The following is a 13,663-nucleotide window of genomic DNA, read 5'->3' as shown; positions in this document are numbered from 1 at the left end:
GCCATATGACCCTGCTGCGCTGCCGCCCGCAATCCCGCTTCGATCAGACGCCCTCAAGTTTCGGCTCAGGCCGCAGCACTATGCAACACTTCGCGCAACTGGCCGGTCACGCGGCGGTCGTATTCATCCGCCAGGGCGCGCAGCGCGGCACCGCCGTCGCCGGTAAAGGATGGCCCATGCATCAGCGCCAGCGTGCGCGGTGCAAGCTCCGAAAGGCCGCGGAGCGTCGTGCCCATGGTGGGATTGAGGCTCGAATATCTGAACAGGTCTTCCGCGGCGATCGCCGGTCCGACGACATCGCCGTCGGTCAGCGCCCGCTCGTTGCCGAGTTGGGTGAACAGGTCGCCGCACAGCAGCGTGCCGGTCTGTTCCTCATAGAGCACCCCCGCATCCCAGCCATGCGGCGTATGCGGGGTGTCGATGAAGCGGACGCGCTTGCCGCCGCCGAGGTCGACCACTTCGCCGTCGTTCAGTGGGCGCGGCGCGCGGTCGGCGAAGTCGTTGAGCGAGACCATGCAGCCGGTCTGGCCATGCGCGGGCGTTGCCTGTGGCGCGGCCGCCAGCCATTCGTTCATCGCCCCGCATTCGTCGGCCTCGAAATGGCCGAAGGCGATCCAGCGCAGGCGCTCGGGCGCAATGATGCGGCCGAGCGCCTCGTGGTTGAGCGCAAACATCTTCCTCAGGCCGGTGTGGAACATCAGCGGCTCGTCGCCGAGGACGAGAAACTGGTTGAAGGTGAAGCCGGCGGGAGGTGCTATGTCGGGCACATAGGTCGAGAGCCGGTAGATGCCGTCGGCGATTTCGCTGATCTTCGTTTCCATGGACTTCTCCTTGCGCTCGTGGGGGTGAGGGCTCGGTCGCCGCTGGCCGCGGCGGACGATGGACGGCAGTCGTTATTTCATGGTACGCATTTGTGTATTGAAATTTGGCGCGAATGTCAATAATGGGTGTACATCATTGTGTAGTCAAATTCAGATGACCCGAACCTACACCCTCAAGCGCCGCGCCGAGCAGCAGGCAGAAACCCGGCTCCGCATCGTCGAGGCCGCGATCGAGCTGCATGGCAGCATCGGCCCGGCGCAGACGACCTTCACCATGGTGGCGGAGCGCGCCGGCGTTCAGCGCCACACGCTCTATGCCCATTTCCCCGACGAGCGCAGCCTGAGCCTTGCCTGCTCAGGGCTGCACATCGAGCGCGATCCGCTGCCGGACGCCGATGCGTGGCGCGCGATCGCGGATCGCGACGAGCGCCTGCGTACCGGCCTTGCGGCGCTCTATGGCTGGTACGAGCGCAACGCGGACCTTGCGGCTTGCGTGCTGCGCGACGCCGAGCACCATGCGCTCACCAGGGAGGTCGTCGAGATGCGCTACGGCCAGCCCATGGCGGCCTGTCGCGATGTGCTCGGCGCGACCTTGAGCGAAAGCCAGCGTGCGGTCTTGCTACTGGCGCTGAGCTTCTTCACCTGGCGGACGCTGGTGCGCGAAAGCGGCCTGACCTCGGCTGCCGCCGTGGAAGCAATGATCGGAGCCATAGGCAGCGCCAGCTGGGCGCGAACCGCAATGCCATAGTCGGGGGAGAGGCTCGGAGCAGGTCCTAAAACAACTCGCAGTCGCCTGCCGCGGCGTCTTGCGCTGGTGTCAGAGTTGTGTTGCCGGCGAGGCGGGAGGCGAGGTCGGAGAGGGTGATGGCGGCAAGGGCTGGTTGGGCGTCGAGCTGCCAGTCGGGGGTCGCGGCGTGGGCGAGGTCGGCGAGGAAGCCGGCAAGGGCGCGCAGTTTCTGTTCGATGTGGTCGATGCCCTGCAGCGCCTGGATGTCGTCCGGGGTGAGGTTCTTCGGGGCGGGCGCGCCGGCGGTCGGTGTGGCTGGGGCGGCCTGCTGGGCGTGGGCGCTGACGAGGGGATGCAGTTGCTCGACGGCTGCGGCGAGGTCTGTGAGTTCGGCGCCGACGCGCCCGAGCAGGGCGGCGAGCGGGGTGAGGTTCAGATGTTGGCTGGCCTGCGGCTGCATGGTGGGGCGCCCTTTGGGGATCAGAAGAATTCGACGGAACCGCCTGCCGGCACCGGTGGCAGCTTGGGCGGCGGCGGGGCGGCAAGGGCCTTGTCACCGGAGAGCAGGAACTGGCGGGCGCGGCCGCTCAGCGGCCAGTATTCGACGCGGCGGCCGCGGTCGCCGCCGAGATCGCCGCCGACGATGGTGATGCCCTCGTTGCGCAGGAAGGTCTCGGCGAAGGCGCCGTTCATCGCGCCGATGTCGGACAGCCCGTCGATGGTGCGCGCGCCGCCGAACAGCTTGGCCTCGAGCCGGTGGCGATGGGCGCCGCGCTGCAAAAGCCCGTTGACGAGCAGCTCCATCAGATGGACGCCATAGCTCTGCGCATCGAGCGAGGAGGGGCCGTTGGCGCCCGGCAGCAGGAAGTGGTTCATGCCGCCGGTCTGGGCATAGGGGTCGCGGATGCAGGCGGCGACGCAGGAGCCCAAAATGGTTGTCAGCACGACGTCGCCCTCATGGACGACGTGATATTCGCCGCGCATGACGGTGATGCGCTGGCTGGGCGGGGCCTGCGTCACTTAAGGACCCCGACGATCGCCTCGATGGCCTTCTTCAGCTGGGCTGGGGCGAACGGCTTGGTGATGAAGTTGTTGACGCCGAGCGAGATGGCGCGCTGCAACAGCTCGCGGTCGCCCTTGCCGGTCAACAGGATGAACGGCGTCGTGCGGGTCGGGCCATAGGAGCGGATGGCCTTGAGCAGCTGCAGCCCGTCGAGCTTGGGCATGTTGAAGTCGGAGATGACCAGATGCGCGGGCTGGTCCATCATCATGCGCAGCGCCTGCTCGCCGTCCTTGGCGATGGCCAGCTTGCGGATGCCCATCTCCTGCAGCGCGTCGGTGATCAGCATGCGGCTGGTCGTGGTGTCGTCGACGACGAGGACCTTAAAGTGTTCGAGGAAGGCCATTTTTTACTCCATTGGAATTTGAGCGGGTGAGGGCAACGATATGGGCGGCGATCTTGTCCAGCGGCAGCTGGCGTTCGACCGCACCCGTCTCGAAGGCAGCCTTGGGCATGCCATAGACGAGGCTGGTGGCCTCGTCCTGCCCAAGCGTGCGGGCACCCGCCTGCCGCATTTGCAAAAGTCCTGCCGCGCCATCGCGGCCCATGCCGGTCAGGATGACGCCGACGGCCCTGGAGCCGACGGCCTTGGCGACCGAGGCAAACAGCACGTCGACGGAAGGGCGGTGGCCGTTGACCGGATCGGTGGGGCGCAGCCGGCAGCGCAGCTGGCCCGGCCCCGCGATCTCGAGATGGGTGGCGCCGCCGGGGGCGAGGTAGATCTGCCCGGTGGCCAGCGGCGCGCCGTCGACGGCCTCGCTGACCCGCGGCCGGCTCATCCGGTTGAGGCGCTCGGCGAAGCTCTTGGTGAAGGCGCCCGGCATGTGCTGGGTGATCACGGTCGGCGGACAGTTCTCGGGCAGCTGCGCCAGCACCTTGATCAGCGCCTCGACGCCGCCGGTCGACGAGCCGATCGCAAGGATGGAGCCATTGGCGACATAGTCGGCATTGGCCGCCGGCTGCTCGCGATGCCCGCTCGCCTGGTGCGCGGTGCCGGCGAGCGGCCGGATCTGGGCGCGGGCGGCGGCCTTCACCGTCGCCTGCAAGGCGGCGTAGGCCCCCTCGTCGGCGAACGAGGCCTTGGAGATGCAGTCGAAGGCGCCGATCTCGAGGGCTGTGATGGTGGCTGCGGCATCCCGGTTGGTCAGGCTCGACACCATGATCACAGGCATCGGCCTCAGCCGCATGATCTTTTCGAGGAAGTCGAGGCCGTTCATGTTGGGCATCTCGACGTCAAGGGTGATGACGTCGGGGTCGAGCACCTTGATCTTCTCGCGCGCCTCGAGCGGGTCGGCGGCATGGCCGACGACCTCGATGGCCGGATCAAGCCGCAGCACCGCCGACAGCAGCGAGCGCATGGTTGCCGAATCGTCGACGATCAGGACACGGACCTGCTTCATGATGCAGCCCCCGCGCGCAGCTTGTAGGTGGTGATGCCCTCGGGCTGGAAGCTCTCCGTCGCCGGCCCCGAGACCCGTTCGGAATGGCCGATATAGAGGTGGCCCTGCGACGTCAGCAGCGGCACGAAACGGCTCCAGATGCGCGCCTGGGTCGGCTCGTCGAAGTAGATGACGACGTTGCGGCAGAAGATCGCCTGGAAGCGGCCCTTCATCGGCCAGGCGCCGATCAGGTTGAGCTCGCGGAAGGCGACGATCTCGCGCAGCTCGTTGCCGGCGCCGAAGCTGGAGTTGTCGTCCGAACGCAGCGGCGTGAACCAGCGCCGCCTGAGTTCCGGCGGCACCGGGTGCAGGGCGGTGCCGGAATAGACGCCCTCGCGGCCGAAGGCGATCATGTTGGGATCGATGTCGGTGGCCAGCACCTTGATGTCGTAGTTGGCAGCGTCCGGCATCAACGACAGGATGGTGAGTGCGATCGAATAGGGCTCAGCACCGTTGGAGCAGGCCGCCGACCAGATCCGGATGCGGCCGCCGCGGCGCGCCTCGTCGAGCAGCGGCGGCAGCACCTGCTTGGCCAGATGGTCGAAGTGATGCTGTTCGCGGAAGAAGTTGGTGACGTTGGTGGTCAGTGCGGCCAGCATCTTCTGGCGTTCGTCGAGCCCCTCGCGCGAGGCGATGAGGGCGCAGTAGTCGCGGAAGCTCTCGAGCCCGAGCGCGCGCAGGCGCTTGGACAGCCTGGAATAGACCAGTGCTGCCTTCGCCTCGGTCAGGTGGATGCCGGCATCGGCATGGATGATCGCCGCGATCTGGCGCAGATCATCGCCGGTGAGCACGAACTCGCCCGCCACCAGGCTCTGGCGCTGGCCTCGCCCCGCTCCGCTGTTCGGCAGCTCGCTCATGCTGCGATCGGCTCGAGCGTGGGCAGGACGGCGTCGAGCGCGATCAGGCTGATCATGCGGCCCTCGATGGCGAGAACGCCGCGCACGAAGGTCTTGGCGACGTCGGAGGCGACATCGGGGGTCGGCTGGATCGCGTCGTCGGTCACCGACAGGATGTCGGAGACCGCGTCGACCAGAAGCCCGACCACCTGGGGGCCGACCTGGGCCACCATGATGACATGGCGCACGGTCGGCTCCGGCGGGGTGAAGCCGAGGCGGGCGGCGAGATCGACGATCGGCAAGATGGCGCCGCGCAAATTGATGACGCCGCGCACGAAGGGCGGCGACTTCGGCAGCACGGTCGCCGGCGTCCAGCCGCGGATCTCGCGCACCGACATGATGTCGACGCAGAATTCCTGCTCGCCGACGCGGAACGCGATGAGCTCGCGGGTGGAGTTGTCGTGTCTCAAGGTCTCGGTCATGGTCTTACCCTGCTGCTGCAAGAACGGGTTCAAGATTGGTTGCATCTAATTGCGAGTTGGCGATCACCGCATCGACGTCGAGGATCAGGGCGACGCGGCCGTCGCCGAGGATCGTGGCGGCGGCGATGCCGGGCACGTGGCGGTAATTCGATTCCAGGCTCTTGATGACGATCTGGCGCTGGCCCAGGATCGTATCGACGAGCAGGGCCGAGCGCCGGCCGCCCTCGGTCTCCACCAGGATGGCGACGGCGGCCATCGGATCGGTCGGCTGGCCGCGGAAGCCGAGCTCGCGGCCGATGTCGATCAGCGGGGTAAACGCGTCGCGGATGGCGATGACGCGGGCGGAGCCGCCAAGGCCGTGCACGTCGGCCGCCTTGGGCTGCAGCGTCTCGATGATCGCCGTCAGCGGCACCACCAGCGTCTGCTCGGCAACCGTCACCACCATGCCGTCGAGCACCGCAAGCGTCAGCGGCAGGCTCATGGTGAAGGTCGAGCCCTTGCCCGGCCGCGAGGTGATCGACAGCCGGCCGCCCAGGCCCTGGATCGAGCGCTTGACGACGTCCATGCCGACGCCGCGGCCGGAGATGTTGGAGACTTCCGAGGCGGTGGAGAAGCCCGGCAGGAAGATCAGATTGTCGATCTCCTCGTCGGACAGTGCCGCATCCGCCGCAATCAGCCCCTTTTCGGCGGCGATCGCCTTGACGCGCGCCCGGTTGATGCCAGCACCATCGTCGGCGACCTCGATGACGATGCGGCCCGAACGGTGCATCGCCGACAGGCGCACCACGCCTTCGGCCGGCTTGCCGTTGGCCACGCGGACCTCCGGCTTTTCCAGCCCGTGGTCGATCGCATTGCGGATCATGTGGGTCAAAGGATCGGTCAGCCGGTCGATCACCGTCTTGTCGACCTCGGTGCCCTCGCCATCGGTGATCAGGCGCACCTGCTTGCCGGTCATGCCGGCGACTTCGCGCACCAGGCGCGGCATGCGCTGGAACACCGACTTCACCGCCTGGGCGCGGATCGCCATGACGCATTCCTGGATTTCGCGGGTCAGATGCTCGAGCTCGTCGAGGCCGATGGCCACCGCCGAGCCCGGCACATGGCCCGCCTCCTGCACGCGCTGCGACAGCATCGCCTGGTTGATGACCAGCTCGCCGACGAGATCGATCAGCCGGTCGACCCGCTCGAGGTCGGCGCGGATCGTCTGGGGGGCCGCACCTGCGCTCGCCGCCGCCTCGCCGCGCTGTGCCCCCGCCTTGGGCGACGCCGCCGCCGTGTCCGCCTGGATCTCGGCGTCCGCGGGGGAGGGGGGCGCGACCGCTTCGGGGGCGGCAAAGGCGGCCGCCTCGTCGTCGGCCTGGATCGCCCGGATCAGGGCAAGGACATCGTCGTCGGAAGCTGCTGCATCCTCGGCTTCGATCTCCAGGGCGCAATCCCATTCGACGAACTCGAAGACCTCGCGCACTGCGTCCTTGTCCTTGTCGGTCGTCAGCCTGATCGTCCAGGCGAGATGGGCGCCATCAGGATCGAGCTCGCCCAAAAGCGGCAGCTCGCTTGTATCGCAGCTGACCTCGACCTGGCCGAGGCGCTCGAGTTCGCGCAGCACCAGTGCTGTCTCGTTGCCCTTGGCATAGAGTTCGGCCCTGGGCTTGAAGGAGATGACAAAGACGCGCTGAGCCGGGCCGGCGTCCGCGTCCTCGAGAAAGTCGAACGAGACGGCGATCGGGGTGAACTCGAAGTCGCTCATGTCGTCTTCGGCGTCATCGGCTATTTCCGCCCCTTCGGGGTTCAGCGCGTTCAGCTCGTTGACCAGAACGTCGCTGCGCTCGCCATCGACGGCGATGCCGTCGCGGGCGGCCGCCACCAGATCGGCCAGAAGGTCGGCGGCGCGCAGCATGACCATCAGCACGTCGGCCGACGGCGCCAGCGTTCCGGTGCGCAGATGGTCGAGGGTGGTTTCAAAGACATGGGCGAAGCGCACCAGATCGTCGAGGCTGAAGGCGCCGGCGCCGCCCTTGATCGAATGCACCGCGCGGAACACCGCGTTGACGGTGTCGGGTTCGGCTTCCCCGCGTTCGATTGCGAGGAGGCCCGCTTCCAGTTCTGCGAGTTGCTCCTCGCATTCCTGGAAGAAAGTCTGCTTGACCGTTGCCATTGCGTCCACGGGTCTGTTCCCCTTAATCAGTTCACGCCGCCACGCGGCGGATCGCGTCGATCAGCTTGGTCGGGTCGAAGGGCTTGACGATCCAGCCCGTCGCTCCGGCCCGCCTGGCCCGGTCCTTCTTGACCGCATCGCTCTCGGTCGTCAGCACCAGGATCGGAATGCCGCGATAGGCGTCGTCGGCACGCACCTGCTCGATGAAGCCGAAGCCGTCCATCCGGGGCATGTTGATGTCGGTGACGATGACCTGCGGGGTCTCTTGCCTCAGCACTTCGAGCCCGTGCACCCCGTCCTCGGCCTGGACCACCCGGTAACCGGCCTGGCTCAGTGCCATCTTGAGCATCTCGCGCATGGTCCGTGAATCGTCGACGGTCAAAATGGTCGTGCTCATTGGGCCATCTCCTCCCTTGCGAGGTCGGCTTCGGCAATGCCCATCAGCCGCAAGCCCTCGACCAGGGCCGGCGTCAGGTTGGTAAAGGAGAGCGCGGCATCATCCGCGCTCCAGGTTTTTTGCGCCGACAGCAGAACCTGCAGGCATTGGCCGCCGATCCGCTCCACGCGCGAGGCATCGATGGTCAGCGCGGTTCCGCGCAAGGCGAGCAAGGCTTCGGCCAGGGGCGTCGCCGCCCTGAAGTCGAGAACCGCGGGCAGTTCGAATATCCGTTGCGATGGATCGGACTGGGGTGTCATGGCTGCCTCAGAACTCCTGCCAGTCGTCGGCGGCCGGTGCGGCGGCGCGCACGGCGGAAGTGCCGTAGCTCGACGCCGTGACCTTCAGCTCGGGCCGCGCTGCGCGGGCCGCAGGCTTGGCAGCCGCAGGCCTGGCACTTGCCGGGCGGCCGTGATCGACCGCGGCGAGCTTGCCGAGCCTGAAGGTGCTGATCTGGCGCGACAACTCGTCGGTCTCTTGCGACAGCGAATGGCTGGCGGCCGTCGATTCCTCGACCATGGCGGCGTTCTGCTGGGTCACCTGGTCCATCTGGTTGACCGCGGTGTTGACCTGGTCGAGGCCGGTCGACTGCTCTTGCGCACTGGCGGCGATGTTGGTGACGACAGCGTTGATCTCGGCCACCTGGGTGACGATGCGCTCCAGCGCCTTGCCGGTCTCGGCGACCAGCTTGACACCTTCGCCGACCTGGGTCGTCGAGGTCGAGATCAGGCTCTTGATCTCGCGCGCCGCTTCCGCCGAGCGCTGGGCCAGCGCCCTGACCTCGGAGGCGACCACGGCAAAGCCGCGTCCCGCATCGCCAGCCCGTGCCGCCTCGACGCCTGCGTTCAGCGCCAGAAGGTTGGTCTGGAAGGCGATCTCGTCGATCACCCCGATGATCCGGCTGATCTGGTCGGACGACTTTTCGATCGTGCCCATGGCGTCCATCGCCTTGCGCACCACGACACCGGAGTTTTCGGCGTCGCCCTTGGCCTCCGAGACGACCTCGCGGGCATGGATGGCGCCTTCCGCCGTCTTCTTCACCGTCGCCGTGATCTGGTCAAGCGCGGCCGCCGTCTCTTCCAGGCTCGCCGCCTGCTGCTCGGTGCGGCGCGACAGGTCGTCGGCCGCCGTCGAGATCTCGCCGGTGCCGGCATGGATCGCCCGCACGCTCGAGGTGATCGACAGCATCGTCTCCTGCAGCTTTTCCACCGCCGCGTTGAAGTCGGTGCGCAGCTTGGCCACCTTGTCGGGGAAGGCGATGTCGATGCGGTACATCAGGTCGCCCTGCGACAGCTTGTCGAGGCCCTCGGCGAGGGCGGCGATGACGAGCTGGTCCTGGCGGTCCTCTTCGGCCTTGCGCGCGGCCTGGGCAGCGCGCTCGTCCTCGATGTGCTGGCGCGTCGCCTCGGCCTCGGCCTCGAGCCGGATCTTCTCGATCGCCGCGTCCTTGAAGGTCTGCACGGCGCTCGCCATCTGGCCGACCTCGTCCCGACGCCCGACCGCCGGGATCGCCACGTTGTGGTCGCCCGCCGCGAGATCGCGCATCGCCTGCGTCATCCGGTTCACCGGCTTGGCAATCTGGTTCGAAAGCCACCAGGCGATCAGCATCAGAATGGCGATCGTCAAGCCCGCGCTGCCAAGCTGCACGTACTGCGCCGTGGCAATGGCGTCGTCCTTGCGCGCGGTGACCTCCTGCTGCCAGCCGGAAATCTCCTCCCGCATCTCGGCGACCGCCGTGCGCACGGCAGCCATCAGCTCCGAAGCACGATCCCCGGCGGCAATCTCGCGCGCCTTGCCGTAGGTCTCGGGTACGTTGCCGAGTTCGACGGCAGGATTGGTGATCTCGTCGCGGAAATTGTTGGCCGCCGTCTCGAATTTGTCGATCGCAGCGATCACGCGCGTATTGTCGGCGACCAGGTTCCTGGCCGCGCCGATGGTCTCGGCGACGTTCTGCGACGTCTGGTGGTAGCGCTTGGCAACGCTTTCGCGGGGATTGATAACGTAGGCACGGGCGATATTGGAGCGGTCGAGATGCAGCGCCTCGGCCTTGCCGAGCGTGTTCAGCACCTCGCTCGCCGTCTCAAGTTCCTCGGACGTGGTCTTCATCGTGCTGAGCGCCTCCATCAGCAGCACGGCGACGACGACGCTGACCACCATGATCGCCGAGAAGCTGAGTGCCAGCTTGCGCACGATGCTCAGATTGGCGAGCGAAAAACCCCGTCCCTGCGGCGGCGCGCTGGAAGCGGATCTGGATGCTGCGGTGAAGGTAGAACTCATGGGGTGTTTCCTTGCCGTATAATAACTGGATCTGGTTGCCTTCCCCGGCGGCATCCGCCGCCGCCAGGAATGCATGGTGCAATATAAAATTCCCCTGGAAACCCGAGGGCTGCTCCCTTCAAAAGCAGGATCGCTACATCCTGGAGCCGGTTACCCATACGGCACACTGGTAATGGAAAGGTAACTCTCGACCTCCGCCCGTTCGATCGGCCTGGAGATGAGATAACCTTGTGCACAACCACAGCCGTGAGCCTTGAGAAACTCGAATTGCTGCTCGGTCTCGACGCCCTCGGCAACCACGCTCATTTTCAGATTCTGGGCGAGATTGATGATCGTTCGCGCGATGATTGCGTCATCGAAGTCGGACTGGATCTCCCGAACGAATGACTGGTCGATTTTCAGCCGGCTTACCGGATAGCGCTTGAGGTGCGATAGCGAAGCATAGCCGGTGCCGAAATCGTCGAGGGCAATGACCACGCCGGCTTGATGCAGGTCGTGCAGCGCCACAGATATCCGGTCGCTGGCGCGGTCGAGCAGCACGTTCTCTGTCAGTTCGATTTCCAGCGCCGAAGGCTGCAGGCCGAACTGGGCGAGCATCGACAGGACAGTTCTGGCAAAGTCGTCCTGCTTGAGCTGGGCTGCGGCGACATTGACGGCAATCGGTCCCGGATCATAGCCGCGATCGCGAAGCAAGCGCGACGTTGCCATGGATTTTTCCAGCACATAGAGCCCAAGCGGTACGATCAGCCCGGTTTCTTCGGCAACGGGGATGAATTCGCTCGGCGCGATGGGGTGGCCGTTCAGATTCCAGCGCGCCAAGGCCTCGAAGCCGACATGGGTTCGATCATCAAGGCGCACCTGCGGCTGGAGCGCAATGTCGATCTCGCCAGCAGCCAACGCAGCCCTGAGAGCGTCGCCCGTTGCCTGTCGCCTTTCCACCCCTTCGCGCAGAACCGGATCGAAGAAGCATGACATGCCACGCCCGTGCGCCTTGGCCTGATAGAGCGCGATGTCTGCGTGTTTGAGCAGTTCCTTGGGCGTGTCGCCATCGCTCGGAAACATGGCAACGCCGATGCTGCAACGCGGATTGAGGGTGCGATGCTCGATATCGGTTGGCCGCTCGACGCAAGCGAGGATCTTTTCGGCCACTCTGATTGCGTCCTCGGCCCCCGCCAGGTTGGGGACGATGATGGCAAATTCATCACCGCCGAGCCTGGCGATCGTATCGGATTTGCGCAGGACTTCGCGAAAGCGTTGTGCAATCGTGAGCAGCAGCACGTCGCCCGCGTCATGCCCGAGGGTATCGTTGACGCTCTTGAAATCATCAAGATCGACCAGCAACAGCGCCCCTTCGCGGCCGGAGCGTTCGCTCGCCGCAATGGCATCGGTCAGGCGGTCGAGCAACACGGCCCGGTTGAGCAGGCCGGTCAGCGGATCCTGCTCTGCCTGGCGCTTGATGACCAGTTCGGCCTGCTTCAGATCGGTGATGTCGGTGCGAACGCCCACCACATGGCCGGTACGCGACTGCCGCTCGCGCATCTGCAGCCAGCGTCCGTCGCTCAACTGCTGAAGCACCCGCTTGCCCGGGTTGCGATGTTCGCGCATGCGCGCCGCGATCCAGGCCTCGCGAGCATCGGGCGTCTTCCTGGCGATATTGAATTGCCCGATCTCGACACCGAAGCGCAGAATGCTTTCGAAGGAGATGCCCAGTTCTATGATTGGCGCGGAAGCGCTGTAGTAGCGTTTGAAGGTTTCATTGAACAAAACCAGGCGATCGTTTGCATCGAAGGCCGCCACCGCATCGGGAATGGCCTCGATGATGTCGCGCAGCAGAGCCTCCGCCTCGCGCCGCTTCTCGTTCTCAGCGCTCAGCGCTGCCTCGGCTGCTTTGCGCCGGGTAATGTCGTAGCGGATCGAGACGTAGCTTTGGATTTTTCCTGATGGCGCCAACAGCGGCACGATGGTGGTGTCGACCCAATACAACGCTCCACCCTTGGAGCGATTGCAGATTTCCCCGTGCCACAACCCGCCACCTGCGATCGTGCGCCACATGTCGGCAAAGAAGTGCCTTGGGTGCAGGCCGGAGTTGACCACATTGTGCTTTCGCCCGACCAACTCGCTGCGGCGATACCCGCTGATCTGGCAAAACAAGTCATTGACATAGGCTATGGTGCCGCTGCGATCGGTCATCGCCACAATGGCATGCTGATCGAGAGCCGCTTTATAGGCGCCGAACTCCGCCTGTATCTGCTTGACCTTGCTGCCGGCCCTGTCAAGATCAAGGTCTATTCCGACAGCCCCGGCTGACGGTTCCGCAACTGTTCGCCCCACGCCCCCCAATGACGTAGGTTGCTGATGCAATGACATGCTTCCCCCCTTCAGGCCGCAGCTTCCCCCCTCCGCGGCCAGCCCATCCACCACTACCCATGCATGAGACGGTTGCGCCTCTTCAAATCCCCGGCGCAAAATAAACCAAGCCTGGCGGTCAGTTGCTGGACGCCCTTGGGGTGCAGCATGTCTGTCCGTCCGAACCGGAAAGGTCATCATGTGTACGGTAACGAATGAACTATAACGTACACAGCGAGAGGTTAATTGGAGTTTAAGGGCAATTGGCTACGCAAAATACATTCGACACCGCAGCGGGAAATAGAGTCCAGTCGGCCCCGCATGCTGGATTTTCCGGAGAGACGCGCAACAAGGTGCTTCTGTCCCTACGGCCGGAAGCGCAGGTTTTCTTGCAAGAGCGCTTGGTCAGAAAGCCTATTGCCGTTGGCGACGTCATCTTCGCGGACGGCGCCCCCGTTACTCATGCGGTATTCCCGAACGACGGCGTGATTTCCTACATGGCCGAGATGGAAGATGGGCGAAGCGTTGAAAAGGCGTCGATAGGCTTTGAGGGGTTTGTCGGCGTGCCGTTGGTCATGGGTGGCGGCAATGCGGTTGGAAGAACCGTGGTCCAGGTGGCCGGCGATGCTTCATGGCTCTCGATCGACGATCTCAATGCCGCGCACGAACGCTTCGTGTGCGTCCGCGAAGCCATGCTGCGATACTCCAAATCCTTGATCGTGCAGCTCATGGAATCTGTTGCCTGCAACAGCCTGCACACCGCCGAGCAGCGCGTGACACGCTGGTTGCTGCAGACCCATGATCGCGTGCGCGGCGACACGTTCATACTGACGCAGGAAACCGTTTCGCAGGTACTGGGACTGCGCCGTGCCACCGTGAGCGGCATCTGCTCAGAACTGTTCATGGACGGCATCGTCAATTACCACCGCGGTCACATCGCCATTCGCGACCGCAGCGCGTTGCAGGGCCGCACCTGTGAATGCTATCGGCGGGTGCTGGACGCATCTTTGCTGGGGTGATCAGGGCAGCAACGTGCTTCGATTGCCGGCTTGCCAGTATATCCCGCGACGTTGCTGTGTTGATG

The 13,663-nt window shown here is 65.4% G+C and carries 14 protein-coding genes; 2 read left to right on the top strand and 12 right to left on the bottom strand.

Going from position 1 to position 13,663, the window contains the following annotated elements; all coding sequences use genetic code 11:
* Nucleotides 1-65 precede the first annotated feature (65 nt).
* Nucleotides 66-821: an MBL fold metallo-hydrolase gene (locus ABSY17_RS22520; protein ID WP_378945761.1), complete on the bottom strand. Its 756-nt coding sequence runs from the start codon at nt 819-821 to the stop codon at nt 66-68.
* A gap of 154 nt (nt 822-975) precedes the next feature.
* On the opposite strand from ABSY17_RS22520, the gene ABSY17_RS22515 reads away from it, so the two are divergent.
* Nucleotides 976-1,569, top strand: a complete 594-nt coding sequence (locus tag ABSY17_RS22515) for a TetR/AcrR family transcriptional regulator (RefSeq protein WP_378945758.1) — start codon at nt 976-978, stop codon at nt 1,567-1,569.
* A 25-nt stretch (nt 1,570-1,594) separates the two neighbouring features.
* On the opposite strand, the gene ABSY17_RS22510 is transcribed toward ABSY17_RS22515, so the two are convergent.
* The 11 genes from ABSY17_RS22510 to ABSY17_RS22460 form a co-directional block, all read right to left on the bottom strand.
* The gene (locus tag ABSY17_RS22510; RefSeq protein ID WP_378945756.1) at nt 1,595-2,008 is read right to left on the bottom strand and encodes a hypothetical protein; all 414 of its coding nucleotides are present in this window, start codon (nt 2,006-2,008) and stop codon (nt 1,595-1,597) included.
* A 20-nt stretch (nt 2,009-2,028) separates the two neighbouring features.
* The gene (locus ABSY17_RS22505; protein WP_378952920.1) at nt 2,029-2,532 is read right to left on the bottom strand and encodes a chemotaxis protein CheD; all 504 of its coding nucleotides are present in this window, start codon (nt 2,530-2,532) and stop codon (nt 2,029-2,031) included.
* A 32-nt stretch (nt 2,533-2,564) separates the two neighbouring features.
* Entirely contained in the window at nt 2,565-2,954 is a 390-nt protein-coding gene (locus tag ABSY17_RS22500) for a response regulator (RefSeq protein WP_378944792.1), read from the bottom strand.
* A complete protein-coding gene (locus ABSY17_RS22495) occupies nt 2,932-4,008 on the bottom strand; it encodes a chemotaxis response regulator protein-glutamate methylesterase (protein WP_378944789.1) in 1,077 nt (358 codons plus the stop codon). Before ABSY17_RS22495 ends, ABSY17_RS22500 begins: the two co-directional genes overlap by 23 nt.
* Nucleotides 4,005-4,904 carry a protein-glutamate O-methyltransferase gene (locus ABSY17_RS22490; protein WP_378945753.1) on the bottom strand — a complete coding sequence of 300 codons (900 nt, stop codon included), beginning with the start codon at nt 4,902-4,904 and terminating at the stop codon, nt 4,005-4,007. Before ABSY17_RS22490 ends, ABSY17_RS22495 begins: the two co-directional genes overlap by 4 nt.
* Entirely contained in the window at nt 4,901-5,365 is a 465-nt protein-coding gene (locus ABSY17_RS22485) for a chemotaxis protein CheW (protein ID WP_378944784.1), read from the bottom strand. Before ABSY17_RS22485 ends, ABSY17_RS22490 begins: the two co-directional genes overlap by 4 nt.
* A gap of 4 nt (nt 5,366-5,369) precedes the next feature.
* Entirely contained in the window at nt 5,370-7,520 is a 2,151-nt protein-coding gene (locus tag ABSY17_RS22480) for a chemotaxis protein CheA (RefSeq protein WP_378952917.1), read from the bottom strand.
* Nucleotides 7,521-7,551: 31 nt separating this feature from the next.
* Entirely contained in the window at nt 7,552-7,917 is a 366-nt protein-coding gene (locus tag ABSY17_RS22475; RefSeq protein ID WP_378944781.1) for a response regulator, read from the bottom strand.
* A complete protein-coding gene (locus tag ABSY17_RS22470; protein ID WP_378944778.1) occupies nt 7,914-8,216 on the bottom strand; it encodes an STAS domain-containing protein in 303 nt (100 codons plus the stop codon). The genes ABSY17_RS22475 and ABSY17_RS22470 overlap by 4 nt, the downstream gene beginning before the upstream one ends.
* 7 nt (nt 8,217-8,223) lie before the next feature.
* The gene (locus ABSY17_RS22465) at nt 8,224-10,233 is read right to left on the bottom strand and encodes a methyl-accepting chemotaxis protein (RefSeq protein WP_378945751.1); all 2,010 of its coding nucleotides are present in this window, start codon (nt 10,231-10,233) and stop codon (nt 8,224-8,226) included.
* 150 nt (nt 10,234-10,383) lie between these two features.
* Nucleotides 10,384-12,780: a putative bifunctional diguanylate cyclase/phosphodiesterase gene (locus tag ABSY17_RS22460; protein WP_378945748.1), complete on the bottom strand. Its 2,397-nt coding sequence runs from the start codon at nt 12,778-12,780 to the stop codon at nt 10,384-10,386.
* A gap of 62 nt (nt 12,781-12,842) precedes the next feature.
* Here ABSY17_RS22460 and ABSY17_RS22455 point away from each other — a divergent pair, with 62 nt between their 5' ends.
* Nucleotides 12,843-13,598, top strand: coding sequence for a Crp/Fnr family transcriptional regulator (locus ABSY17_RS22455; RefSeq protein WP_378945746.1), 756 nt, complete (start codon nt 12,843-12,845; stop codon nt 13,596-13,598).
* Nucleotides 13,599-13,663 lie beyond the last annotated feature (65 nt).

Origin of the sequence: Mesorhizobium sp. ANAO-SY3R2, assembly GCF_042466635.1 — a bacterium.
GTDB lineage: Bacteria > Pseudomonadota > Alphaproteobacteria > Rhizobiales > Rhizobiaceae > Aminobacter.
Note: the sequence above shows the minus strand (reverse complement) of the source record. Positions and strands in the feature narration are given on the sequence as shown.